Annotated in this window: 21 protein-coding genes; 11 read left to right on the top strand and 10 right to left on the bottom strand. The window is 65.4% G+C overall.

Going from position 1 to position 22,463, the window contains the following annotated elements; translation table 11 throughout:
- The first annotated feature begins 35 nt into the window (after positions 1 to 35).
- Positions 36 to 596, top strand: coding sequence for a DUF2585 domain-containing protein (locus MOE34_RS21865; RefSeq protein ID WP_242224710.1), 561 nt, complete (start codon positions 36 to 38; stop codon positions 594 to 596).
- 2 nt (positions 597 to 598) lie between these two features.
- Here the strand turns inward: MOE34_RS21865 and hmgA are convergent, their stop codons facing one another.
- Positions 599 to 1,927, bottom strand: coding sequence for a homogentisate 1,2-dioxygenase (gene hmgA / locus MOE34_RS21860; protein WP_242224708.1), 1,329 nt, complete (start codon positions 1,925 to 1,927; stop codon positions 599 to 601).
- Between the two features lie 81 nt (positions 1,928 to 2,008).
- On the opposite strand from hmgA, the gene MOE34_RS21855 reads away from it, so the two are divergent.
- Positions 2,009 to 2,464, top strand: coding sequence for a MarR family winged helix-turn-helix transcriptional regulator (locus MOE34_RS21855; RefSeq protein WP_242224706.1), 456 nt, complete (start codon positions 2,009 to 2,011; stop codon positions 2,462 to 2,464).
- A gap of 11 nt (positions 2,465 to 2,475) precedes the next feature.
- Here the strand turns inward: MOE34_RS21855 and MOE34_RS21850 are convergent, their stop codons facing one another.
- Positions 2,476 to 2,667 carry a DUF3008 family protein gene (locus tag MOE34_RS21850; RefSeq protein WP_242224704.1) on the bottom strand — a complete coding sequence of 64 codons (192 nt, stop codon included), beginning with the start codon at positions 2,665 to 2,667 and terminating at the stop codon, positions 2,476 to 2,478.
- Between the two features lie 75 nt (positions 2,668 to 2,742).
- On the bottom strand, positions 2,743 to 3,213 hold the full coding sequence (locus MOE34_RS21845) for an Lrp/AsnC family transcriptional regulator (RefSeq protein ID WP_242224702.1): 471 nt from the start codon (positions 3,211 to 3,213) through the stop codon (positions 2,743 to 2,745).
- 177 nt (positions 3,214 to 3,390) lie between these two features.
- Between MOE34_RS21845 and MOE34_RS21840 the strand changes: the two genes are divergently transcribed.
- The 7 genes from MOE34_RS21840 to MOE34_RS21810 all read left to right on the top strand — a co-directional run bounded on the left by MOE34_RS21840 (position 3,391) and on the right by MOE34_RS21810 (position 12,295).
- Positions 3,391 to 3,600, top strand: a complete 210-nt coding sequence (locus MOE34_RS21840) for a hypothetical protein (RefSeq protein WP_242224700.1) — start codon at positions 3,391 to 3,393, stop codon at positions 3,598 to 3,600.
- A gap of 35 nt (positions 3,601 to 3,635) precedes the next feature.
- Positions 3,636 to 7,298, top strand: a complete 3,663-nt coding sequence (gene putA, locus MOE34_RS21835) for a trifunctional transcriptional regulator/proline dehydrogenase/L-glutamate gamma-semialdehyde dehydrogenase (RefSeq protein ID WP_242224697.1) — start codon at positions 3,636 to 3,638, stop codon at positions 7,296 to 7,298.
- A gap of 428 nt (positions 7,299 to 7,726) precedes the next feature.
- A complete protein-coding gene (minC, locus tag MOE34_RS21830) occupies positions 7,727 to 8,470 on the top strand; it encodes a septum site-determining protein MinC (RefSeq protein WP_242224695.1) in 744 nt (247 codons plus the stop codon).
- A 26-nt stretch (positions 8,471 to 8,496) separates the two neighbouring features.
- Positions 8,497 to 9,312, top strand: a complete 816-nt coding sequence (gene minD / locus MOE34_RS21825) for a septum site-determining protein MinD (RefSeq protein ID WP_242224693.1) — start codon at positions 8,497 to 8,499, stop codon at positions 9,310 to 9,312.
- A complete protein-coding gene (gene minE, locus MOE34_RS21820) occupies positions 9,309 to 9,572 on the top strand; it encodes a cell division topological specificity factor MinE (RefSeq protein WP_242224691.1) in 264 nt (87 codons plus the stop codon). The genes minD and minE overlap by 4 nt, the downstream gene beginning before the upstream one ends.
- Positions 9,573 to 9,695: 123 nt before the next feature.
- Positions 9,696 to 9,881, top strand: a complete 186-nt coding sequence (locus MOE34_RS21815) for a hypothetical protein (RefSeq protein WP_242224688.1) — start codon at positions 9,696 to 9,698, stop codon at positions 9,879 to 9,881.
- A gap of 263 nt (positions 9,882 to 10,144) precedes the next feature.
- Complete coding sequence (locus tag MOE34_RS21810; RefSeq protein ID WP_242224686.1) at positions 10,145 to 12,295, top strand: right-handed parallel beta-helix repeat-containing protein; 2,151 nt, start codon at positions 10,145 to 10,147, stop codon at positions 12,293 to 12,295.
- Between the two features lie 52 nt (positions 12,296 to 12,347).
- Here MOE34_RS21810 and MOE34_RS21805 read toward each other — a convergent pair whose 3' ends face one another.
- Positions 12,348 to 13,211, bottom strand: a complete 864-nt coding sequence (locus MOE34_RS21805) for a DMT family transporter (protein WP_242224681.1) — start codon at positions 13,209 to 13,211, stop codon at positions 12,348 to 12,350.
- A 152-nt stretch (positions 13,212 to 13,363) separates the two neighbouring features.
- Between MOE34_RS21805 and MOE34_RS21800 the strand changes: the two genes are divergently transcribed.
- The gene (locus MOE34_RS21800; RefSeq protein WP_242224679.1) at positions 13,364 to 14,725 is read left to right on the top strand and encodes a PLP-dependent aminotransferase family protein; all 1,362 of its coding nucleotides are present in this window, start codon (positions 13,364 to 13,366) and stop codon (positions 14,723 to 14,725) included.
- Between the two features lie 6 nt (positions 14,726 to 14,731).
- On the opposite strand, the gene MOE34_RS21795 is transcribed toward MOE34_RS21800, so the two are convergent.
- From MOE34_RS21795 to MOE34_RS21775, 5 genes are all read right to left on the bottom strand, one after another.
- On the bottom strand, positions 14,732 to 15,484 hold the full coding sequence (locus MOE34_RS21795) for an ABC transporter ATP-binding protein (RefSeq protein ID WP_242224676.1): 753 nt from the start codon (positions 15,482 to 15,484) through the stop codon (positions 14,732 to 14,734).
- Complete coding sequence (locus MOE34_RS21790; RefSeq protein ID WP_242224672.1) at positions 15,481 to 16,290, bottom strand: ATP-binding cassette domain-containing protein; 810 nt, start codon at positions 16,288 to 16,290, stop codon at positions 15,481 to 15,483. The genes MOE34_RS21795 and MOE34_RS21790 overlap by 4 nt, the downstream gene beginning before the upstream one ends.
- Positions 16,287 to 17,150 carry an ABC transporter permease gene (locus MOE34_RS21785; protein WP_242224670.1) on the bottom strand — a complete coding sequence of 288 codons (864 nt, stop codon included), beginning with the start codon at positions 17,148 to 17,150 and terminating at the stop codon, positions 16,287 to 16,289. Before MOE34_RS21785 ends, MOE34_RS21790 begins: the two co-directional genes overlap by 4 nt.
- Complete coding sequence (locus tag MOE34_RS21780) at positions 17,147 to 18,112, bottom strand: ABC transporter permease (protein WP_242224901.1); 966 nt, start codon at positions 18,110 to 18,112, stop codon at positions 17,147 to 17,149. Before MOE34_RS21780 ends, MOE34_RS21785 begins: the two co-directional genes overlap by 4 nt.
- Before the next feature lie 76 nt (positions 18,113 to 18,188).
- Complete coding sequence (locus MOE34_RS21775; protein WP_242224667.1) at positions 18,189 to 19,712, bottom strand: ABC transporter substrate-binding protein; 1,524 nt, start codon at positions 19,710 to 19,712, stop codon at positions 18,189 to 18,191.
- Between the two features lie 196 nt (positions 19,713 to 19,908).
- Between MOE34_RS21775 and MOE34_RS21770 the strand changes: the two genes are divergently transcribed.
- Positions 19,909 to 21,138: a M24 family metallopeptidase gene (locus MOE34_RS21770; RefSeq protein WP_242224665.1), complete on the top strand. Its 1,230-nt coding sequence runs from the start codon at positions 19,909 to 19,911 to the stop codon at positions 21,136 to 21,138.
- Between the two features lie 12 nt (positions 21,139 to 21,150).
- Here MOE34_RS21770 and rhaI read toward each other — a convergent pair whose 3' ends face one another.
- A complete protein-coding gene (rhaI, locus tag MOE34_RS21765; protein WP_242224663.1) occupies positions 21,151 to 22,443 on the bottom strand; it encodes an L-rhamnose catabolism isomerase in 1,293 nt (430 codons plus the stop codon).
- Between the last annotated feature and the right edge of the window lie 20 nt (positions 22,444 to 22,463).

The following is a 22,463-nucleotide window of genomic DNA, read 5'->3' as shown; positions in this document are numbered from 1 at the left end:
AACCGCGCCGCATCGCCTCTCCAAGGAAATCCCGCTTGAACCGCACGGTCCGAAATTCCCTGCTGATCGTCGCCGGCTTTATCGCCGCGACAGCCGCCATCCTTTATACGATGGGTCAGCCGCTCATCTGCAAGTGCGGATATGTGAAACTGTGGCATGGGGTGGTGTTTTCTTCGGAAAATTCGCAGCAGCTTTCCGACTGGTACACGCCGAGCCACATCATCCACGGCATCCTGTTCTACGGCTTCTTCACGCTGATCCTCCCCAAGGCGAGCATCAATGTGCGGCTGACGCTGGCGCTCATCGTGGAATGCGCCTGGGAAATCCTCGAAAACACTGACATGATCATCAACCGCTATCGCGAGGCGACGATCTCGCTCGACTATTTCGGCGACAGCGTGATCAATTCCAGCGCGGATATCCTCGCCATGGTGGTCGGCTTCTTCCTCGCCGCGCGCCTGCCCGTCTGGGCAAGCGTCGCGCTCATTATCGTCTTCGAGGCAACCACGACCTGGCTCATCCGCGACGGGCTGGCGCTGAACATCCTGATGCTCGTCTGGCCGCTGGACACCGTGAAGGCCTGGCAAGGTGGTTAGGCTCACTTGATACCCGGCGTGCCGTCGAACTTGCGCTCCAGGCCGTCCCAGCATTCGAGATAGTTGTCCTGCAGCGTCTCCAGTTCGGCCGCGAACTTCGTGAGCTGCTGCGGGAAGCGCGTCTCGAACATGAAGGCCATGGTATGGTCGAGCTTGACGGGCTTCAGCTCGGTGTTTGAAGCCTTCTCGAAGCCGGTGGCGTCGGGGCCGTGCGGCAGCATCATGTTATGCAGGCTCATGCCGCCGGGTACGAAGCCCTCTTCCTTGGCGTCGTACTGGCCGTGGATGAGGCCCATGAACTCGCTCATGATGTTGCGGTGATACCAGGGCGGGCGGAAGGTGTGCTCGGCCACCATCCAGCGCGGCGGGAAGATGACGAAGTCGATATTCGCCGTGCCAGCCTCCTCGGTCGGGGCCGTCAGCACCGTGAAGATCGACGGATCGGGATGATCGAAGAGGATCGCGCCGACCGGCGAATAGGTTCTGAGGTCGTATTTGAACGGCGTGTAGTTACCGTGCCAGGCGACGACGTCGAGCGGGGAATGGCCGATCTCGGTGACGTAGAACTTGCCGCACCATTTGACGTGGACGCGGCAGGGTGTCTCCTTGTCCTCGTAGGCGGCGACGGGCGTCTTGAAGTCGCGGGGGTTGGCAAGGCAGTTCGCGCCGATCGGGCCGCGATCAGGCAGCGTGAACTTCGCGCCGTAGTTCTCGCAGACATAGCCGCGCCACACATCGCCCTCGCCGATGCGCGAGACCTTGAACATCATGCCGCGCGGGATGAGGCAGATCTCCAGCGGCTCGACATCCATGATGCCCATTTCGGTGAAGACGCGGATCGCGCCCAGTTGCGGCACGACCAGCAATTCACCATCGGCATTGAAGAAATAATCGTCCACCATGTCGGCGTTGAACGTATAGGCGTGCGCGGCCATGCCGACCTGGGTCAGCACGTCGCCGGCCGTCGTCATGGTGCGGATGCCTTCGAGGAAGTTTTGCGTTTCCTGCGGCGCAGGCAACGGATTCCAGCGAAGCTGGCCGAGCGGCAGGGAATGATCATCGAGGCAGGGCGCTGTCTTCCAGTGCGGATAGTCCGCATTGGAGAAGCGGCGGGTATGGCGCACGCTCGGGCGGATGCGGTAGAGCCAGGAGCGCTCGTTGGTGCCACGCGGAGCGGTGAAGGGCGAGCCGGAAAGCTGCTCTGCATAGAGGCCGTAATTGCACTTCTGCGGGCTGTTCTGGCCCTGCGGCAGCGCGCCGGGCAGGGATTCCGTCTCGAAATCGTTGCCGAAGCCCGGCATGTATTTCAGGCTGTTGGTGCTCTCCGCCATGGCTTGCCCTCCTCCGCACGGCTCTTTATCAGATGGTTACAGATGTAACCGTCCATTTTGTAACCATCAAGGCGGCCCACTATGGATTTCAAGCTCGAGACCTTCCTGCCCTATCGGCTCAACCAGGCGGCCGAACGGGTGAGCCAGCGCTTTGCCGCACAATACCGCGACCGCTACCGGATGACCCGGCCGGAATGGCGGGCGCTCGCCGCCCTTGGCGCCTATGGGCGCATGACGGCGACGGAGATCGGCGCTAATTCCAGCATGCACAAGACGAAGGTATCGCGTGCGGTCCGGGCGCTGGAGGAAAAGCGCTGGCTGAAGCGCAGCGAGGACATGAGCGACCGCCGCATCGAGCATCTGGAACTGACTCCGGCGGGAAAGCGCATCTACGGCGAGATGATCACGCTTGCCCGGGCCTATGAGGAGGAGATGGCGCGGCTTCTGGCGGATGGCCTTCGTCAACTCGAAGCGGGCCTTGCGGCCATCGAGGCGAAGCTGACGCCGGAACCCGCCCGACGCGGCCCGAAGGATTGACGGCGGGCACGTCAGTCCGATTTCGGCACGTGCTCGGGCTTGCCCTTGTGGCTGGTCGAGGCCAGATCCTCCAGTTCCTTTTCCGACATGGATTTCTCCATGCTCCGTGAGGCGCCCTTGAGCGCGCTCTTCTTCACATCGCCGCGCTTTGCGGCGAGCGCCGCGCCCGCGGCCTTCTGCTGCGCTTTCGATCTTGCCGGCATGGCAGCCTCCCTTGCGATATCAGCGTAAACGCCCGCCCTCGGCCGATGTTCCGGGATGATCGAGAGGACGCCCCGTCACCCCCGCTCCTTCACCGTCTCCATCGCCACATTGGTCGAGGTGTTGGCGACGTAGGGCAGGTTCGAGATGCGCTCGCCGAGCACGAGGCGGTATTTCTTGATGTCGCGGGTGCGGATCTTCAGGAGATAGTCGAAGCGGCCGGCGATCATGTGGCACTCCTCCACCTCCTTGATCTTCTTGACCGCCGCGTTGAAACTGTTCAGCGCCTCCTCGTGGGTGTTGGTCAGCTTCACCTCGGCGAATGCGATATGGTCGAGGTTCATCTTCGAGGGGTTGAGGATCGCCTTGAAGCCCTGGATGAAGCCTTCCGCGATCAGCCGCTTGAAGCGGTTCTGACAGGGCGTCTTCGACAAGCCCACCTTCTCCGCGAGCTCCGCGACGGGAATACGGCCGTTTTCCGTGAGTTCCTCGAGGATTTTCCGGTCGAAGGCATCCAACGACCCATCAACATGGGAAATATCGGGCAAATCACCCTCCGTTCTTCAAAAAATAGATGCGATCAGCCTAATCTAAGACAATTTGAAGTCCATTTGTTTTTCAGCATCGTGATATTATCCGCACCAGTTTCCCGGATCTACCAAGCGAAATCCGGCCGTTCTGGATGCGGCCGGCGCAGGCGGCGATCCGGTGTCAAGCACAGGGGGATGATGGTGCACGACAAGAGCTTCGATGATAGCATGCGGCCGGACCTTCTCAGCCACTACAAGCCGCTCGGCATAAGGGCGCTGGTTGCGGCCTGCAGCATCAAGGCGGAGCGGTCCGCGCGCGGTGAGCCGAGCATCCTGCTCCATCACGCGCCGGAGTTCCATGACGTCCCCGACTGGGACGAGCCGTCGATTACCTTCATCCGCTGATTTCCTACCGAACCCCGCGTCTCATAGGTCCTTCCATGCAGAACCCCTTCGCCAATTTCGCCCCGCCGATCCGCCCGCAGAGTGAACTGCGCCAGGCCATCACCGCCGCCTATCGCCGGCCGGAAACCGAATGCCTGCCGCCGCTCGTCGCCGCCGCGCGCGTCACGGAAGCCGAGCGCTACGACATCCGCAGCACAGCCCGCACGCTGATCGAGGCGCTGCGCGCCAAGCACAAGGGCACCGGCGTCGAGGGTCTGGTGCAGGAATATTCGCTGTCGAGCCAGGAAGGCGTGGCGCTGATGTGCCTTGCCGAGGCGCTGCTGCGCATTCCGGACACCGACACGCGCGACGCGCTGATCCGCGACAAGATCGCCGAAGGCGACTGGACCTCCCATATCGGCGGTGGCAAGTCGATGTTCGTCAACGCCGCGACCTGGGGCCTCGTCGTCACCGGCAAGCTCACCTCCACCGTCAACGACCGCGGCCTTTCCGCCGCGCTGACGCGCCTCATCGCGCGCGCCGGCGAGCCGGTCATCCGCCGCGGCGTCGACATGGCGATGCGCATGATGGGCGAGCAGTTCGTCACCGGCGAGACCATCGAGGAAGCGCTGAAGCGCTCCAAGCCGCTCGAAGCCCGCGGCTTCCGCTATTCCTACGACATGCTGGGCGAAGCCGCGACCACCGCCGCCGACGCCGAGCGCTACTACCGCGACTACGAGAAGGCGATCCACGCCATCGGCAAGGCCTCGGACGGCCGCGGCATCTATGACGGCCCCGGCATCTCCATCAAGCTTTCGGCGCTGCATCCGCGTTATGTCCGCGCGCAGGTCGAACGCGTCATGGGCGAACTGCTGCCGAAGGTGAAGGCGCTCGCCGCCATCGCCAAGAGCTACGATATCGGCCTCAACATCGACGCCGAGGAAGCCGACCGGCTGGAGCTTTCGCTCGACCTGCTCGAAGGCCTCTGCTTCGACGAGAACCTCAAGGGCTGGAACGGCCTCGGCTTCGTCGTGCAGGCCTATGGCAAGCGCTGCCCCTTCGTGCTCGACTTCATCATCGACCTTGCCCGCCGCTCCGGCCGGCGTGTGATGGTGCGCCTCGTCAAGGGCGCCTACTGGGATGCCGAGATCAAGCGCGCCCAGCTCGACGGCCTCGAAGGCTTCCCGGTCTATACGCGCAAGATCTACACGGACGTCGCCTATGTCGCCTGCGCCCGCAAGCTGCTGGCCGCGCCGGATGCCGTCTTCCCGCAGTTCGCCACGCACAATGCGCAGAGCCTTGCCACCATCTACCAGCTCGCAGGCCCGGATTTCGCCGTCGGCAAATACGAGTTCCAGTGCCTGCACGGCATGGGCGAGCCGCTTTACGACGAGGTCGTCGGCAAGGACAAGCTGGACCGGCCCTGCCGCATCTACGCTCCCGTCGGCACGCATGAGACGCTGCTGGCCTATCTCGTCCGCCGCCTTCTCGAAAACGGCGCGAACTCCTCCTTCGTCAACCGTATCTCCGACCCGAAGGTCTCGGTGGAATCGCTGATCGCCGATCCGGTCGATATCGTCGCCGCCATGCCCGTCGTCGGCGCGCAGCACGACCAGATCGCCCTGCCGGGCGACCTCTTCGGCAAGAACCGCGAGAACTCCAAGGGCCTCGACCTCTCCAACGAGACGACGCTTGCCGCGCTTGCCGGCCAGCTTGCCGGCACCGCAGCGAAACAGTGGCACGCCGCCCCGCTGCTGGCAGACGGCTCCACCGCCGGCGAGACGAGCGACGTACTGAACCCCGCCGACCACCGCGACATCGTCGGCAGCGTCACCGAGATCAAGGCGGAGCATGCCGAGCGCATCGTCGCCATGGCTGCCGACAGCGTCGCGGCCTGGGCCGCGACCTCGCCCGCCGAGCGCGCCGCCTGCCTCGACCGCGCGGCGGACCTCATGGAAGCCCGCATCGAGTCGCTGATGGGCATCATCATGCGCGAGGCCGGCAAGTCGGCGGCCAACGCCATCGGCGAAGTGCGCGAGGCAGTCGACTTCCTGCGCTACTATGCCGAACAGGCGCGCCGCACGCTCGGCCCGTCCCACCTGCCGCTCGGCCCGATCGTCTGCATCAGCCCGTGGAACTTCCCGCTCGCCATCTTCACCGGCCAGGTTGCCGCCGCGCTCGTCGCCGGCAATGCGGTGCTGGCGAAGCCTGCCGAGGAAACGCCCGTCATCGCGCATGAAAGCGTGAAGATCCTGCACGAGGCCGGCGTTCCGGTCGGCGCGCTGCAGTTCGTGCCCGGCGCGGGCCGCGTTGGCGCTGCCCTCGTCGGCGCGTCGAAGACGGCCGGCGTCATGTTCACCGGCTCGACGGAAGTCGCCCGCCTCATCCAGGCCCAGCTTGCCGAGCGCCTTTCGGAAACCGGCAAGCCGATCCCGCTGATCGCCGAAACCGGCGGCCAGAACGGCATGATCGTCGATTCCTCGGCGCTCGCCGAACAGGTCGTCGGCGACGTCATCGCCTCGGCCTTCGACAGCGCCGGCCAGCGCTGCTCGGCTCTGCGCGTGCTCTGCTTGCAGGACGACGTCGCAGACCGCACACTCACCATGCTGAAGGGCGCGCTCAAGGAACTGACGCTCGGCCGCACGGACAGCCTCAATGTCGATATCGGCCCGGTCATCACGGCCGAAGCCCGCGATGGCATCGTCAAGCACATCGAGCATATGCGCGAGCTCGGCAACAAGGTCGAGCAGCTTCCGCTGTCGGCAGGCACGGAGAACGGCACCTTCGTTCCGCCGACGATCATCGAGCTGAAGACGCTTTCCGACCTCAAGCGCGAGGTCTTCGGCCCCGTCCTGCACGTCATCCGCTTCCGCCGCGCCGATCTTGACCGGCTGATCGACGACATCAACGCCTCGGGCTACGGCCTCACCTTCGGCCTGCACACGCGCCTCGACGAGACGATCGCGCATGTCGTCAGCCGCATCAAGGTCGGCAATATCTACGTCAACCGCAACATCATCGGCGCGGTCGTCGGCGTGCAGCCCTTCGGCGGACGCGGCCTTTCCGGCACGGGTCCCAAGGCCGGCGGCCCGCTCTATATCGGCCGCCTCGTGCAGAAGGCCCCGGTCCCGCCGCAGCAGGATTCGGTGCATACCGACCCGGCGCTGCGCGACTTCATCACCTGGCTCGACCACAAGGGCAAGGCGGCGGAAGGCGCAACGGCACGCGGCTTCGCCAACCGCTCCGCGCTCGGCCTGGAACGGGAACTGCCCGGCCCGGTCGGTGAGCGCAACATCTATGCGCTGCATCCGCGCGGCCGCATCCTCCTCGTGCCGAAGACGGAAGCGGGCCTCCTGCGACAGGTCGCGGCAGCGCTCGCGACGGGCAACCAGATCGTCATCGACAGCGTCGATGCGCTGAAGCCCGTCTTGGCCGATCTTCCCGCCTCCGTCGCCGCACGCCTGTCGTGGACGGCGGACTGGGCGAAGGACAGCCCGTTTGCCGGTGCGCTCGTCGAGGGCGAGGCGGAGGACGTGCAGCGCGTCAACCGCAAGATCGCCGCCCTTCCCGGCCCGCTCGTTCTGGTGCAGGCGGCGACCACCGCGGAACTGACCAGCGATCCGGAAGCCTATTGCCTCAACTGGCTGCTGGAGGAGGTTTCGACCTCCATCAACACCGCCGCCGCCGGCGGCAATGCCAGCCTGATGGCTATCGGCTGATCCTACGTCGCGGCGGGTTTCGCCGCGACATTCTCTTCAGGGCAGGCCCCTCATCCGGCTTGTCGGCCACCTTCTCCCCGCAAGCGGGGAGAAGGGATATGCCGCGCTGTTCTCCTCAAATCATCAACGCCGCGTGGGGCACGTCCCCTCTCCCCGCTTGCGGGGAGAGGGTTAGGGTGAGGGGCAACGCTCCAAACGCCACGCCTCAATTTCCCGCCACCGAATCACCCGGCACGACGCCCGCCGCAGGCGCCTCCGCCACCCGTACGGAGCGCGCCAAATAAGGCGCGTCTACCTCCACGTTTCCTCCCGCAACCGGATCGCCGATATCCGCGTCGAGAAGGCATGCCTCGCGCCAGCCTGACCTGTAAATTAACCATTTGTTAACCATTTCACCGCTACACCGGGGCTACCGAAAATTAACCAAGATGACTGACGTGTTAACTCAACCCCGGCCGATCCGCCTCAAGGGGCGGTCCTTCCTTGCGCTTGCGCTGACCCCGGAGCTGCCCTTCGCGGACTGGCTGCGGCGGCTCGACGACCTCGCCGCCCGTTCGGCCGGCTTCTTCCTTCGCCGGCCGGTGGTGCTGGACGTCGAGGGGCTGGACATCGACCGCGCGGAGCTGCGCGAGCTGGTCGACCAGCTCAATGCGCGCAATGTACGCGTCATGGGCATCGAGGGCGCACGCTCCTCCCTGCTCGGTCCTGACATGCCTCCGGCCATGGCCGATGGACGCCCGGCAGGCGACATCGAGGCCCCGGAAGGCGAGCCGGCGGCAGCGACGGAAACAGCCAAGCCTGCGGCAAGCCCCGCACCCGTCGCCGCCGTGCCGGTCCAGACGACGCCGTCGCTGGTGGTTTCCCGGCCCGTGCGCTCCGGCCAGTCGATCTTCTTCCCGGAAGGCGACGTCACCATCATCGGCTCCGTCGCCTCGGGCGCGGAGATCGTCGCCGGCGGTTCCATCCACGTCTACGGACCGCTGCGCGGCCGGGCGATGGCAGGTTCGACGGGCAATGCCTCGGCGCGCATCTTCTGCCGCAAGCTGGAAGCGGAGCTGATCGCCATCGACGGGTTCTACAAGACGGCTGACGACATGGAGCCGGAACTGCGCGGCAAGCCCGGGCAGGTCTGGCTCGAAGGCGAAACAATCAAGGCCGCGACTCTCGGCTGACGAAATCCAACGCACTGGAGACACATATGGGCAAGGTAATCGTTGTCACATCGGGCAAGGGCGGCGTCGGCAAGACGACGTCGTCGGCCGCACTGGGCGCCGCGCTGGCGCAGAACGGCGAGAAGGTCGTGGTCGTGGACTTCGACGTCGGCCTGCGCAACCTCGACCTCGTCATGGGCGCCGAGCGCCGCGTGGTCTATGACCTCGTCAACGTCATCCAGGGCGAAGCCAAGCTGACGCAGGCGCTGATCCGCGACAAGCGCGTCGAGACGCTCTACCTGCTGCCGGCATCGCAGACCCGCGACAAGGACAACCTGACCCCCGAGGGCGTCGAGAAGGTCATCGCGGCCCTCAAGAATGCCTTCGACTGGGTGATCTGCGACAGCCCCGCCGGCATCGAGCGCGGCGCGACGCTCGCCATGCGCCATGCCGACGTCGCCATCGTCGTCACCAATCCGGAAGTCTCCTCCGTGCGCGACTCCGACCGCATCATCGGCCTTCTCGATTCCAAGACGCTGAAGGCGGAGAACGGCGAGCGCATCGAAAAGCACCTGCTGCTGACCCGCTACGACGCCGTGCGCGCCGAGCGCGGCGACATGCTGAAGGTCGACGACGTGCTGGAAATCCTCTCCATCCCGCTGCTCGGCATCATTCCGGAAAGCATGGATGTGCTGCGCGCCTCCAACGTCGGCGCGCCCGTGACGCTGGCCGACGGCCGCAGCGCCCCGGCGCTCGCCTATTTCGAAGCGACGCGCCGCCTCAAGGGCGAGGACCTGCCGGTCACCATTCCCGGCGACAAGCGCAGCTTCCTCGGCAAGATCTTCGGAAGGAAAGCGGCATGAATCCTTTCCGTTTCTTCTCTCGCGGCCAGTCGGCCCCGGCAGCGCGCGAGCGCCTGCAGGTGCTGCTCGCCCATGAGCGGGCCTCCACCGGCGACTCGGACCTCGTCAACAAGCTGCGCGACGAAATCCTGAAGGCGATTTCCAAGCACATGCAGGTCGACGACGAGAAGGTCTCCATCAAGATGGAGCGCGGCGCACAGGTCTCCACGCTCGCCGTCGACATCGAGATCCCGTTCGACGCCGGCAAGAAGGCCGCCTGACGCCAATTGTCTCTCTTTCCGGGCATCTGCGGATGCCCGGCGCTCCGGAAGCGAAGGACCACCTCGACCAAACCGGCTCCCCCGAGCCGGCTATCCCATCACCAGTTATCGAAGGAGTATGTCATGACCCGTTTAGCTCTTCTGGAAAGGCTCAAGGCAGCCCAGCAGACGCCCAGGCACCAGGGACGTGACATCACCACGATCAGCGCCATCCTCTCCAATCAGGCGCTGGCCCGCCATGTCGAAGTCTGCGAACAGGCGGCAGGAATCACGGCTGCGCAGGACGAGCCTGCGCGCAAGGCGAACTGAAACGCTGCACCGCGTCGCCGGCATGCGGCAGGCTGCGCCGCCCCGCAACCAATGAACGACCGCCCTCCGCACCCGGAAGGCGGTCGCCTGATTTTGCGGCCTTGCTTCGCATCTGGCACCCTGTCCATGACAAGTCGGAAAACGACCCGGATGCCGGCCTAAAAGCGTCATCCACAGCCCTCAATTCATAAAGTTGACTCTTGGAGTCATATATAATATCCGCCATCGCATCCGCTCCCCGGATAGTCGAACTGGAGATATTTATGAACATTGTTAAAGGCTTAGCCGGGCCGCTAGCAGCGGTGGCCGTTGGGATCGCGCACGCCCATGCCACGGACATTCGCGGCTTCACCGAATTCGAGGGACGATGGCTGGGAGGCGAGGCGGCGGGCGACCTCGGCATCATGCTGCCCTTCCACCTCGACGATAGCCAGTCGCTCTTCCTCGACCTGCACGGTACGCTCATCGAGGGCGGGGTCCGCCAGGGATCGCTCGGCGCGGGCTACCGCCTGGGAACGCCCGGCCAATGGACATTCGGCTTCTACGGCTATTACGACTATCTGCGCTCCAGCTACGGCAACGACTTCCATCAGCTTTCCTTCGGCGCGGAAGCCCTCGGCCCGGTCTTCGAAACGCGCGCCAACATCTACCTGCCGCAACACGGCGGCAAGGCGGCGGACGGAGCCGGACGCGGCGAGGTCGTCAACGGCGCCCTGAAGTTCCGGGCGGGGCGCGAAGAAGGCCGCGCGGGCGCGGATGCGGAGATCGGCGTCAAGGTTCCCGGCGTTTCGCCGGATGGCAATGCCGAACTCAAGCTTTTCGCCGGCAGCTACTGGTACAACGGCCGTAATGTCAGCGACATGTTCGGCGGCAGGCTGCGCGCCGAACTCACCGTCGCCAACGTCGCCGGCCTTCCCGCCGGATCGACTTTCTCCTTCGGAGCCAGCGCTTCCTACGACAACGAGGACAAGCTGACCGGCGGCGTCATGGCGCGGGTCCGCATCCCGTTCGGCGCACCTGCGGGCGAGGCGATCGATCCGTTCGACGCAACGACGCAGGCCGTTCGCCGAAGTGCATCCATCCGCACCGAGGTCGCCGCGAGCGGCCCGCTGGAAGACGCCGTCTTCCTCTTCAACGGGCAGACTGTCGGCACGGTGCTGAACATCTCCGGCGCAAGCGGCGACGCCGCCGCCATCAACGCCCTGATGGCCGGCGCCGGGAACGGCGCACTCATCCTGGCGGACGGTAATCTCGGCCTCAACGGTTCGCTGACGCTGGGCGAGGGCCAGGCGCTGCTTGGCGGGGGCGGAACGCTGGCGCTGCGGGGTGCGTCCAGCAGTGGGCGCGGCACGTTCACCAACAGGGGCGCGGCGACGACGCTGACCGGCTACAATCCCGCACAGGACGTCGTGACCATGGCCTCGGGCAGCATGATCTCCTCTCTCGCGATCACCGGCGGCCTTGCCGGCATCGGCAGCACCGACACGTCCGGCCTCGTCATCGATACCGTCGACATCTCCCGCACCGCCCATGACGGCATCCGCCTGACGCGCGTCGACGGCGCTGCCGTCGAAAACAGCACCATCCACGATCTCTACATCTGCACGAACAACACGACCTGCGAATTCGCCGTCGGCGACCCTAACCGCGCGCCCTATGCCGCCATCAGCGCGCATGGCACGAAGAACCTCACGGTTCGCGACACGACCATCGACAGCGTCACCTACGGCATCTTCGCCGGCAGCGCGATTGACGACAGCGGCTGGCCGCCGGTCATCACCGATCTCGCCAGCAACATCGTGATCGACAATGTGACGATCTCCCGTTCGCGCCGCGAGGGCATCCTCCTCGTCGCTGCCGACGGCGTGACCATGAACAAGGTGACGATCGACAACACGAAGCAGGATCGCGATATGGATCTCGTCGTGTTGCAAGCGACATCGAATGTCAGGATCACCGACATGTCGCTGAAGGGCGGCATCAACGGCCTGATGCTGGTCACCGCCTCCACGCTGGAAGACGTGGGCCAGACGACCAATGTCAGCGTCGATGGCCTGAAGATCGACGGCCCGACCAATGCCGGCATCTTCTTCAACCCCGTCTCCGGGATCGACCTGAAGAACGTGACGATCACCAATGCCGGAACATACGGCATGTTCCTCTATGGCTCCGACTGGACCGGCCCCGTCGCCGACATCTCCTTCGAGAATGTCGTCATCGACAATGCCAGGCAGGCGGGGATTTACCTGATGGGACCGTTGGAAGACCTTTCCGGCGACGTCACCGTCAAGAACACACCCCGCGATTGCGAGACGAACCCCTGGCTGGGAAGCTCGATCACGCAGCCCGGCGGTTCGGTCTTCCTCGTGAACGGCCAGGAGCTTGGCGCAAGCACCCTCGCGCGGTGCAATTGAGCGAGAACGGGGTCCCGCGGCGCACCGCCGCGGGACCCGCCGGCCAACGGGATTAGCGCGCGAATTTCCGCGCGCCGGCGACGCAAAGCACGATGGCGAGCGTGGTGGCGATCATCAGCGGGCTGACCTTCTCATGCAGCAGCACCGCGGCCAGCAGCAGGCCGAAGAAAGGCTGGAGGAGCTGCAACTGTCCCACCGCCGCGATGCCGCCGACGGCGAGGCCGCGATACCAGAAGACGAAGCCGACCAGCATGCTGAAGACGGAGACATAGGCAAGGCCCGCCCATGCGCCACCGGTAATTCCGGCCCATGTCGCGGGAAGCGAGACCAGCGCGACGATCGCCATCGGCGGCAGCGCGATCACCAGCGCCCAGGAAATGACCTGCCAGCCGCCGAGTCGGCGTGAAAGCTGCGCGCCTTCCGCATAACCGAGGCCGCAGGCAATGATGGCGGCGATCATCAGGAGGTCGCCGACAAGCGAGATTTCCGCGCCGGAATTCAGCGCGAAGCCGACGACCATGGCGCTGCCGAGGCAGGAGAAGAGCCAGAAGAGCGGTTTCGGCCGCTCGCCGCCACGCAGCACGCCGAAAATGGCGGTGGCCAGCGGCAGGAGGCCGACGAAGACGATGGAATGGGCGGCAGTGATATATTGCAGCGCCAGAGCCGTCAGCAGCGGGAAGCCGACCACCACGCCGAGCGCCACGATCGTCAGCGACAGGAGGTCGGCCCGGGACGGCTTCGGCTGGCGCAGTGCGAAAAGCAGGGCCGCGGCCAGAAGGGCGGCGATGACCGCCCGCGCCGATGTCAGGAATATCGGCGAGAAGTCCGCAATGGCGACGCGCGTCGCCGGCAGCGACCCGCTGAAGATGACGACCCCGAGCAGCCCGCTGCCCCAACCTTCCAAAGATGTTTTCATGATACCTCGCATTCCCCCTTTTCATACTGCCGAGGGGCTGGCAGAGGCAGAGACAAAGCAGTACAATTTCGCAAAACTGTACCGATACATGGAACCACACAATGGGAATGCAGGCAAAGACCGACCCCACCGGAAACCGGACCCTTGATGTCATGACGGCCATACGCGGACGGATCGCCGGTCGTGCGCTCGCACCGGGCGACCGCCTCCCTTCGATCCGCCGCTTCGCGGCCTCCATGGGCGTCTCGCCGTCGACCGTCGTGGAAGCCTATGACCGTCTTGCGGCGGAAGGACTGATCCGGCCGCAGCGGGGTTCCGGCTTCTACGTCTCGAACATCGCCAAGCCGCCCCTGAAACTGGCGGAGGCGGAAACGCCTAAGGCGCGGGCGGTCGACCCGTTCTGGGTGTCGCGCCAGTCGCTCGATGCGGACGAGGCCGTGCTGAAGCCGGGCTGTGGCTGGCTGCCGGCCGACTGGATGCCGGACGAAGCGTTGCGACGGGCGGTGCGCAGCCTTGCGCGCAGTAACGGCGACCTCCTCAGCTACTACGGCAGCACCCGCGGCTCGCCGGCGCTGCGGCGCCTGCTGCTCGGTCGGCTCGGCGAAGAGGGCATGGAGGCCGGGCCGGATCATCTAATGCTGACCAGCACGGGCACGCAGGCGCTCGACCTGATCTGCCGCTTCCTGCTGCGGCCGGGCGATACGGTGCTTGTCGACGATCCCTCCTACTTCAATTTCCAGGCCCTGCTGAAGGCGCATCAGGCGCGGATCGTCGGGGTGCCCTATGGCGTGAACGGTCCCGATATCGCGGCCTTCGAAGCCGTGCTCGCCAGCGAGCGCCCGCAGCTCTACATCACCAATTCGGCGATCCACAATCCCACCGGCGCAACGCTTGCGCCGCAGGTGGCGCACCGGCTGCTGAATGCCGCGGCGGAGAACGACACGATCATCGTCGAGGACGATATCTTCGCCGATTTCGAGCCGGAACCCTCGACCCGGCTCGCCGCGCTCGACGGGCTTTCCCGCGTCATCCGCATCGGCAGTTTCTCAAAAACCCTCTCTGCCTCCGCGCGCTGCGGCTATATCGCGGCGCGGCCCGACTGGATCGAAGGGCTGGTCGACCTGCAGATCGCCACCAATTTCGGCGGCCCAAGCCCCGTCTCCAGCGAAATCCTCGCGCATATGCTGGCGGGCGGCGGCTATCGCAAGCACATGGAGGAACTGCGCCGCCGCCTCGTGCGCGCGCGGCGCGAGACCGCCGACCGGCTCCACCGGCTGGGCATTGAGCCGGTGCTCCTGCCGCGCGGCGGTTTCAATCTGTGGTGCCAGCTACCGGAGGGAATGGATTCGACGCCCGTGGCGCAGGCGGCCGTCGCCGAGGGGGTGGTGTTCGCGCCCGGCAATGTCTTCAGCGTCTCGCAGGGCGCGGCCGGCTTCATGCGCTTCAACGTCGCGCATATGATCGAGCCGCGCGTCTACACCGTTCTGGAGGCGGCAATGAAGCGTGCGGGCTGACCGGGGTCAGGCCCGCCTGGGCATGCGAGGCGTGCCGGCCAGCAGATTCTGCGTATAGGGATGGGCCGGGCGCGCGAGAATATCGCGCGTTGCGCCCTGCTCCACGATCCGCCCCTTCTCCAGTACGACGAGCCGTTCGCAAAGCAGCGCGACGAGCGCGATATCGTGCGAGACGACGATGAAGGTCGTGCGGGCCGACAGGGCGCGCAGGAGATCGATGATCCGGGTGCGCGTGGTGAGGTCCAGCGCGCTCACCACCTCGTCGGCGATGATCAGGTCGGGATTGGCGACGATGGCCCGCGCGATGGCGATGCGCTGGCGCTGGCCGCCGGAGAATTCGTGCGGATAGCGCTGCGCGGCATCGGCCGGCAGGTCGACGTCCCGCAGCGCCTGCGCCACGGCCGCCGCGACATCGGTTTCGATCTTCAACGAGCGCAGCGGCTCGGCGATGATGTCGAAGACCCGCTGGCGCGGATCAAGCGAGGAATAGGGATCCTGGAACACCGCCTGCACGCTGCGGCGAAAACCGCGCATGAAGGTCCGGTCAGTGGTATCGAGGGGATCGCCCCGGAACGAGATCTCGCCGGTGGAGACCCGCTCCAGCCCGAGCAGCAGTTTTAGCAGGGTCGTCTTGCCGGAGCCGGATTCGCCGACAATGCCGAGATTGTCGCCAGCGGCCACGGAAAGGTCGATGCCGTGCAGCACCGTCTTTACCTTCGCATAGCCGAAGGATACGCCGGAAAGATCGAGCAGCGTCACAGGGCGGCCTCCAGGGCTTCGTCGAAGGCGCGGGCGGCCGCGACAAGCCCTTGCGTATAGGGATGGGCAGGACGGCCGAAGAGCGTATCCACCGGGCCATGCTCGATCAGTTCGCCCTGACGCATCACCAGCGCCCGCTCGGCAATGGTGGCGACGACGGGCAGGTCGTGGCTGATGAAGAGAAGGCCCATGCCCTCGTCGCGCACCAGCATTTCCAGCAATTTCAGGATTTCGGCCTGCGTGGTCACGTCGAGCGCTGTCGTCGGCTCGTCCGCGATCAGCAGCTTCGGGCGGCAGGCGAGCGCCATCGCGATAGCCGCGCGCTGGCGCTGCCCGCCGGAAATCTCGTGCGGGAAAGCGCGGGCGATGCGCTCCGGCTCCGGCAGGGCGACACGTTGCAGAAGCTCTGCCACCCGCGCTTTCACATCCGCCTTGGCGAGCGTGATCCCGTCGCGCCGGGAACGGCGGCGTACCACCTCAGCGACCTGATCGCCGATGCGCATCAGCGGATCGAGCGCCGTCATCGGCTCCTGGAATACCGCGGCGATGCTGCGGCCACGCAGGGGCACGAGATCACAGTCGCGCGCACCGACAACCTGCTGACCATCCAGCACGATGGAACCGGAAACGCGCATCGTCTCCGGCAGGAGACCGAGCACGGCGAGCGCCGTCAACGACTTGCCGGAGCCGGATTCGCCGATAAGGCCGATCCGCTCGCCCGCAGCGAGCGAGAAGGAGACGCCGGAGACGAGCACGCGGGCAAACGTGCGGATTTCGAGGTTTTCGACGGACAGAAGCGCGCTCATCGGCTCCTCCTGCGGGTGGGATCGGCGATGTCGCGCAGGCCGTCGGCAAAGAGATTGAGGCCGATGACGAGAGAGACCAGCGCAAGGCCGGGCGCGATGGCGCCGAAGGGCGCGGTGTAGACGGAGGCCTGCGCCTCCTGCAGCAGCCGTCCCCAGGAGGCGTTCGGCGGCGGCGCGCCGAGGCCGAGATAGGAAAGCGAAGCCTCGGCGATGACCGCAAGGCCGAATTGCAGGGCGAAATTGACGATCAGTGTCGGCCAGATGTTCGGCAGGACATGGATGCGGACGATGCCCGCCCAGCCCGTGCCGGCGACCCGCGCGGCGGTGATGTAGTCCATCGCAAGGACCCGCTTCGAGAGGATGCGGGTCAGCCGAGCGACGATGGCCGAACCGGCAATGCCGATGGCGAGGATCGCCGTCCAGAGGCTCGCCCCGTCGCTGGAAGCGACGATCAGCATGGCGAGGAGGAGCGTCGGGAAGGCGATGAGAATATCCAGTCCGGCGGCGAGGATATCGTCGAGCGTGCGGCTGGCGAATGCGGCGAGAACACCGGTCGCAACGCCGATCAGCGCGCTCAGCGCCACCGCCCCGCAGCCGACCAGAAGGGCGATGCGCGAGCCGATCATGATCTGGGTCATGAGATCGCGGCCCAGCCGGTCCGTTCCCGCCCAATGGGCAAGCGATGGACCTTCGAGGCGTCCACCCACCATGTCGCCGACCCCGTAGGGCGTCCAGACGAGGGAAAGCAGCCCAACGACGACATGCAGGCCGACCAGAAGCCCGCCAACAGCCAGCGGCCACGGGATCTGGGCTTTTTTCACGGCGCTTTCGCCCGCCGTCACGGCATCGTGCCCGCTCATGCGCCACCTCCCGCAGCCCGGCCGCGCAAGCGCGGATCGACCAGCCTTTGCAGGAGATCGGCGGCGAAGCCGACCAGCAGCACCAGCAAGGTCGAGACGAACAGCACGCCCTGCACATTGGGATAGTCGCGCTGCTCTATACCGAGCAGCAGCATGGAGCCGAGGCCCGGCAGGGCGAAGACCCGCTCGACCACCACCGCGCCGAGCAGCGTCGAGGCAAGCTCGATGCCGAGAATGGAAATGACTGGCACCGCCCCGTTGCGGATGCCATGGCGAAGGAGCGCTTCGGAGAAAGTGGACCCGAGGGCGCGGGCCGTGCGCAAATAGTCGCTGCCCAGCACGTCCTGCGTGGCCGAGCGCACATAGCGGATCAGCGAGGCCGACATGACGAGGGCGATGGTCGCGACGGGCAGGATAAGGTTCTGGAAGGCGGCACCGGGCGCCTGCCAGCCGCGCGAGGGGAAGCCGCCGGAAGGAAAGAGCCTCAGATTTACCGCGAAGACCGTGACGAGGAGGATGCCGATCCAGAACACCGGTATGGCGATGCCGAGCTGGGAGACCACCGAGATAAGGCCGCCATACCAGCGGTTCTGCCGCACGACCGAGAGGATGCCGAGCGGCACCGCGAGCACGATGGCGACGACGAAGGCCATCAGCGTCAGCGGCACGGTAACGACGAGGCGCTTGCCGATTTCTTCCAGCACTGGCGCGCCGCTGACGAAGGAATTGCCGAGATCGAAGCGGGCAAGGCTGCCGGCAAAGCGCACGAACTGCTCGTAAAGCGGCAGGTCGGAACCGACCTGCTTGCGCGCGGCCTCGATCTGCGCGGCGTCGGCCCCGACGGAGACGAGCGCGTTGGCGGGGTCTCCCGGCAGAAGACGCAGCAATATGAACAGGATAACGGCGGCAATGACGACCGATAGCGCCAGAATGGCGGTGCGGCGGAATATATAGGAAAGTATGGTATCTACCTCTCATGGAGACGCCGCCCGAACATAGTTCAGGCGGCGTTTCGAGTCGAGCATGCCGGTCCGGCGCTTATTCGGCCTTGGTGATGCCGTAGGCGAAGAACTGCGAGTTGAGGCCGTTGACCGGATAGCCGCTCACGGTGTTCTTCGACACGACGATCTGCGGGTAGAGATAGAACCAGTTGCTCGCCGCGTCCTCCGCGATGATCGTGTTGGCTTCCTTCAGCTTCTCGGTCTGCTCGGCTTCCGTCGCGCTGGCTTCGGCTTCCTTGATCAGGTCGACGACCTTGGGGTTGTTGTAGCCCCAATAGAAACCCGGGTTGCCGTAGAAGACGATGTCGCGGTGGTTAACGTGCTCCTGCAGCGTCGCCTGGAAGTCATGCGCCTTGTAGACCTTCGTGTACCACTCGTTGGCCGTGATGACGTTGATATTGACCTTCACGCCGATCTTGGCCAGCTCACTCTGGATGAACTGCGCGGCGATGGGATGCGGATCGTAGTTCGGCGTATCGATGGTGAAGGTGAAACCATCGGGGTAGCCCGCTTCCGTCAGCAGCGCCTTGGCGCCTTCCGGGTCGTAGGCATCGGTCTTGGTGAGGTCGGTATACCAGGCATCCGTCGGCGGCACGAAGGAGCCGATCAGGGTGCCGTAATCGCCCCAGACGGCCTTCAGCAGCTTCTCGTCGTCGATGGCGCGGGCGAGCGCCTTGCGGACCTTCACATTGTCGAAGGGCGCGACGCGGTCGTTATAGGCGAGCAGCAGCTTGGTGGTTGACTTGCCCTCGCTGACGGTGAATTCCGGGTTGTCCTTGAACTGGGCCAGCGAGTCCGGGCTTTGCACCGAGGTGATGATATCGACCGAGCCGGTCAACAGCGCATTGTTGAGCGCCGTCGCCTCGGTGAAATACTGGAAGACGACCTCGCCGTTCTTCGGCTTCTCACCCCAGTATTTGTCGAAACGGGCAATCGCCAGCGACGAGCCGCGACGCCATTCCTGCAGCGCATAGGGGCCGGTTCCATCTTCCTTCGACTGGAAGTCCGTCGCCTCGTCATTGGCGATCCAGACATAGCTTAGATTGTAGGGCAGCGAGATCGAGCGCGAGGCGAGCTTGACGACCACGGTCGCATCGTCCGGCGTCTCGATGCCCGCAATGGATTTCAAGCTGTTCTTGCGCGAGCTTTTCGAGGCTTCCGCCGTCACGCGCTCGATGGAGAACTTGACGTCCTTCGAGGTCAGCGGCGCGCCGGAATGGAAAGTGACGCCCGGCTGCAACGTGAACGTATAGGTCAGGCCGTCGTCGCTGACCTTGGTGTCCTTCGCCAGTACCGGTTCGACCGTACCCGCATCCGTCAGGCGGAACAGCGCCTCGTAGACATTGCCGTTGAAGGCTTCGTTGATGCCCTGGCCGGCACCGGCCGTGTTGTCGAGGTTCTGCGGCTCGTAGAGCGAGCCGATATTGATCGTGGCGTCCGGATCGCTTTCCGCGGCAAGGGCCTGGCCGGAAACGCCCAGTGCAAGCGCGGCCGCAAGCGCCGCCGTCACGGCCCTGTTGCTGCGGCCCCTGGCTCCGCCGGGGATATTGAAACCGTTCATCGCATTCTCCTGTTTCGATGCGGCCGCAATCGAGGCCGCCATGAGGAAGATTGTATTGATCCTAACGGGACAACGGTATGCGTTTCCACTCCAATTTGCGGAAATTAAAGGGAATTGTCTTTCAAGGACCGGCAAATCCATGGATAGTTTTCGCGCCTGTGAAGCAGGCCGCCATGATGGAAGATGCGAGGGACGAATGAGCGACTTGAACCGCACGAGAGCGCAGGCGCTGCTTGCGGCAGAAGGACTGGACGGGATGGTCCTCTTCCGGCCGGAGGCCTTCCGCTATGCGACCGGCCTTGCGGCCGGCGTCGCGACCATGTGGGGTCGCGCCGGCTCGGCCATCGCCCTCGTGCCCGCGGATGCCGCAGCGCCATTGGCCGCCGTCATGAGCGACCACGCGGCGGCCGGTGCAAGGCATCTGTCGGAAAGAATCGATATCCGTACGCATCGCATCTGGATCGACGGCGTGACAGTCGAGGGGGTCCGCACGGTGGCGGATATCGACGCCGCCTATCGCAAAGGCGGCAATGTCGGGCCGCGCCCGGAAACCTTCGACCAGCAATCTTGCTTCCGCCTTCTTGCCGACCTCCTCTCCGAGCACGGCCTTGCCGGGGCAAGACTCGGGGTCGATCTGGATTTCATGCCGGCCGCCGATTTTTCCACACTGAAGGCGGCCATTCCCGGCGTCGACTGGCGCGACGCCTCCGATATTCTCCGGCGGCTGCGCCTCATCAAGAACGACCGGGAGATCGAACGGCTGCGCCGGGCGGCCCATTGCGCGGAAGCGGGGCTTGAAGGCCTGATGCGGGCGGCGCGTCCCGGCGTGCGTGTCGCGGAACTTTCGGCCGCCTGGCTTGCCGGCGCGCGGGAGGCGGCGAGGCTTGGCGGATATGGGCTTTCCGGCCACTGGGACTATATCTCCATCGGCCCGAACCTGCAGGATGCCGCCGCCACCCTTGGCCCCGGCGGTCTCGTCAAGGCGGATGTCGGCACGCTGGTTGACGGCTATTCGTCCGACGGCGCGCGCACCTTCATCTGGGGCAGGCCGTCGCCGCTCGCCGCGGACATCTACAAGGCCCTGCTCGACGCCTTCCTTGCGGGCGTCGAGGTTCTGCGGCCCGGCAACACCTTCGGCGATGTGCATGCGACGATGCTCGCCGCCATGCGCCGGCATGGCTTCCATGAATATTACCGGGGGCACTTCGGACATTCCGTGGGCGCGGCGGCGGGCATCGAGGAATGGCCGTTCCTCTCCCATGGCAACGCCATCGTCATCGAACCGGGCATGGTGCTGGCGCTGGAGGCCCCCTTCTATGCCGAAGGCCTCGGCGCGCTGATGATCGAGGAACAGTTCCTTATCGCACCGGACGGCCCGCAGACCATGAACCGGCTGCCGCGGGACCTCGTTTCACTCGGTGCCTGAACCGGGCGGTCCTCAGATGATACCGCCACCACCGGCCGCCGATGCCGGGCGCTCCGCCGCGACCTTCCCGCGGTAGCCGCTGGCTCGATAAGTCGCGACCGGATCGATCGCGCCGCCCGTGCGACGGCGCGCCTCGGCGAGGATCGGCTCCACATCGGCGCGATAGGCGCGCTTCAGCGTTTCCGTCGCCATCAGGGCGTCGTTGTCGTCCTGGTAGCCGGCAAGCGCCGTGCGGTCGACGATGAGGGCCTGCGCATAGGCGCGGCGGATTTCATTGGCGCTATTGATCAGGCTCTCGATCGGGTCGGTGACGTTGTGCGACTGGTCGATCATATGGGCCGGGTGGAAGCCCTTAACGCCGCGCGCCTCGGCATCCACCAGCTCGTTGAAGACGAGGAACAGGCGGTAAGGCTCGATGGCGCCGGCGTCGAGGTCGTCGTCGCCGTATTTGGAATCGTTGAAATGGAAGCCACCGAGCTTGCCGAACTGGATGAGGCGGGCGACGATCATCTCGATATTGGTGTTCGGCGCATGGTGGCCGAGATCGACGAGGCACTGGGCCTTGGGGCCGAGCGTCTGGGCGATCAGGTAATTGGTGCCCCAGTCCTGCACGACGGTCGAATAGAAGGCCGGCTCGTACATCTTATGCTCGGAGAAGAGCTTCCAGTCGTCCGGCAGGCCCTTGTAGATCTCCGCCATCGCCGCGAGATAGCGCTCGAAGGCCTTGGTGAAATTGCTCTGGCCCGGGAAGTTGGAGCCGTCGCCGACCCACACCGTCAGCGCCTTCGAGCCGATGGCCTTGCCGATCTCGATGCATTCCAGATTGTGCTCGACCGCCTGGGCGCGCGTCGCCGCATCCGTATGGCTGAGCGAACCGTATTTATAGGAATGCGTCTGGCCCGGCGCGTCGGAGAAGGTGTTTGAGTTCATGGCGTCGAAGCCGAGGCCAAGGGCGTCGCCCTTGGCCTTCAGTTCCTTCGGGTCGGCCTTGTCCCACGGGATATGCAGCGAGACGGTCGGCGTGGCGCGCGTCAATTGCTGGATGACGGCGCAGTCATCCAGCTTGTCGAAGATGCCGCGCGGCTCGCCGGTTCCAGGAAAGCGCGCGAAGCGCGTGCCGCCCGTGCCGACGCCCCAGGAAGGAACGGCGACGAAGAATTCCGCGACCTTGCGCGTGATCGCATCGATATCGATGCCACGGCGGGCTAGGTTCGCGCCGAGCGCCGCGTAGTCTTCCTTCAGCGCCGAAGCCCGTTTGTCGTTTTCCTGCGCGACCACATCCTCTGCGATCCTGAACTCAGCCATTCCGTCCTCCCTGACCCACG

The organism is Shinella zoogloeoides (genome assembly GCF_022682305.1).
Classification (GTDB): domain Bacteria; phylum Pseudomonadota; class Alphaproteobacteria; order Rhizobiales; family Rhizobiaceae; genus Shinella; species Shinella zoogloeoides_B.
This window is presented reverse-complemented; position numbering and strand designations above follow the sequence as displayed.

What these genes read in the sequence shown, in the direction of transcription:
- hmgA (WP_242224708.1), bottom strand. Translation starts at nt 1,927, where the DNA reads ATGGCGGAGAGCACCAACAGCCTGAAATACATGCCGGGCTTCGGCAAC.
- MOE34_RS21855 (WP_242224706.1), top strand. Translation starts at nt 2,009, where the DNA reads ATGGATTTCAAGCTCGAGACCTTCCTGCCCTATCGGCTCAACCAGGCG.
- MOE34_RS21850 (WP_242224704.1), bottom strand. Translation starts at nt 2,667, where the DNA reads ATGCCGGCAAGATCGAAAGCGCAGCAGAAGGCCGCGGGCGCGGCGCTC.
- MOE34_RS21840 (WP_242224700.1), top strand. Translation starts at nt 3,391, where the DNA reads ATGATGGTGCACGACAAGAGCTTCGATGATAGCATGCGGCCGGACCTT.
- putA (WP_242224697.1), top strand. Translation starts at nt 3,636, where the DNA reads ATGCAGAACCCCTTCGCCAATTTCGCCCCGCCGATCCGCCCGCAGAGT.
- minC (WP_242224695.1), top strand. Translation starts at nt 7,727, where the DNA reads ATGACTGACGTGTTAACTCAACCCCGGCCGATCCGCCTCAAGGGGCGG.
- minD (WP_242224693.1), top strand. Translation starts at nt 8,497, where the DNA reads ATGGGCAAGGTAATCGTTGTCACATCGGGCAAGGGCGGCGTCGGCAAG.
- minE (WP_242224691.1), top strand. Translation starts at nt 9,309, where the DNA reads ATGAATCCTTTCCGTTTCTTCTCTCGCGGCCAGTCGGCCCCGGCAGCG.
- MOE34_RS21815 (WP_242224688.1), top strand. Translation starts at nt 9,696, where the DNA reads ATGACCCGTTTAGCTCTTCTGGAAAGGCTCAAGGCAGCCCAGCAGACG.
- MOE34_RS21810 (WP_242224686.1), top strand. Translation starts at nt 10,145, where the DNA reads ATGAACATTGTTAAAGGCTTAGCCGGGCCGCTAGCAGCGGTGGCCGTT.
- MOE34_RS21805 (WP_242224681.1), bottom strand. Translation starts at nt 13,211, where the DNA reads ATGAAAACATCTTTGGAAGGTTGGGGCAGCGGGCTGCTCGGGGTCGTC.
- MOE34_RS21800 (WP_242224679.1), top strand. Translation starts at nt 13,364, where the DNA reads ATGACGGCCATACGCGGACGGATCGCCGGTCGTGCGCTCGCACCGGGC.
- MOE34_RS21790 (WP_242224672.1), bottom strand. Translation starts at nt 16,290, where the DNA reads ATGAGCGCGCTTCTGTCCGTCGAAAACCTCGAAATCCGCACGTTTGCC.
- MOE34_RS21785 (WP_242224670.1), bottom strand. Translation starts at nt 17,150, where the DNA reads ATGAGCGGGCACGATGCCGTGACGGCGGGCGAAAGCGCCGTGAAAAAA.
- MOE34_RS21775 (WP_242224667.1), bottom strand. Translation starts at nt 19,712, where the DNA reads ATGAACGGTTTCAATATCCCCGGCGGAGCCAGGGGCCGCAGCAACAGG.
- MOE34_RS21770 (WP_242224665.1), top strand. Translation starts at nt 19,909, where the DNA reads ATGAGCGACTTGAACCGCACGAGAGCGCAGGCGCTGCTTGCGGCAGAA.
- rhaI (WP_242224663.1), bottom strand. Translation starts at nt 22,443, where the DNA reads ATGGCTGAGTTCAGGATCGCAGAGGATGTGGTCGCGCAGGAAAACGAC.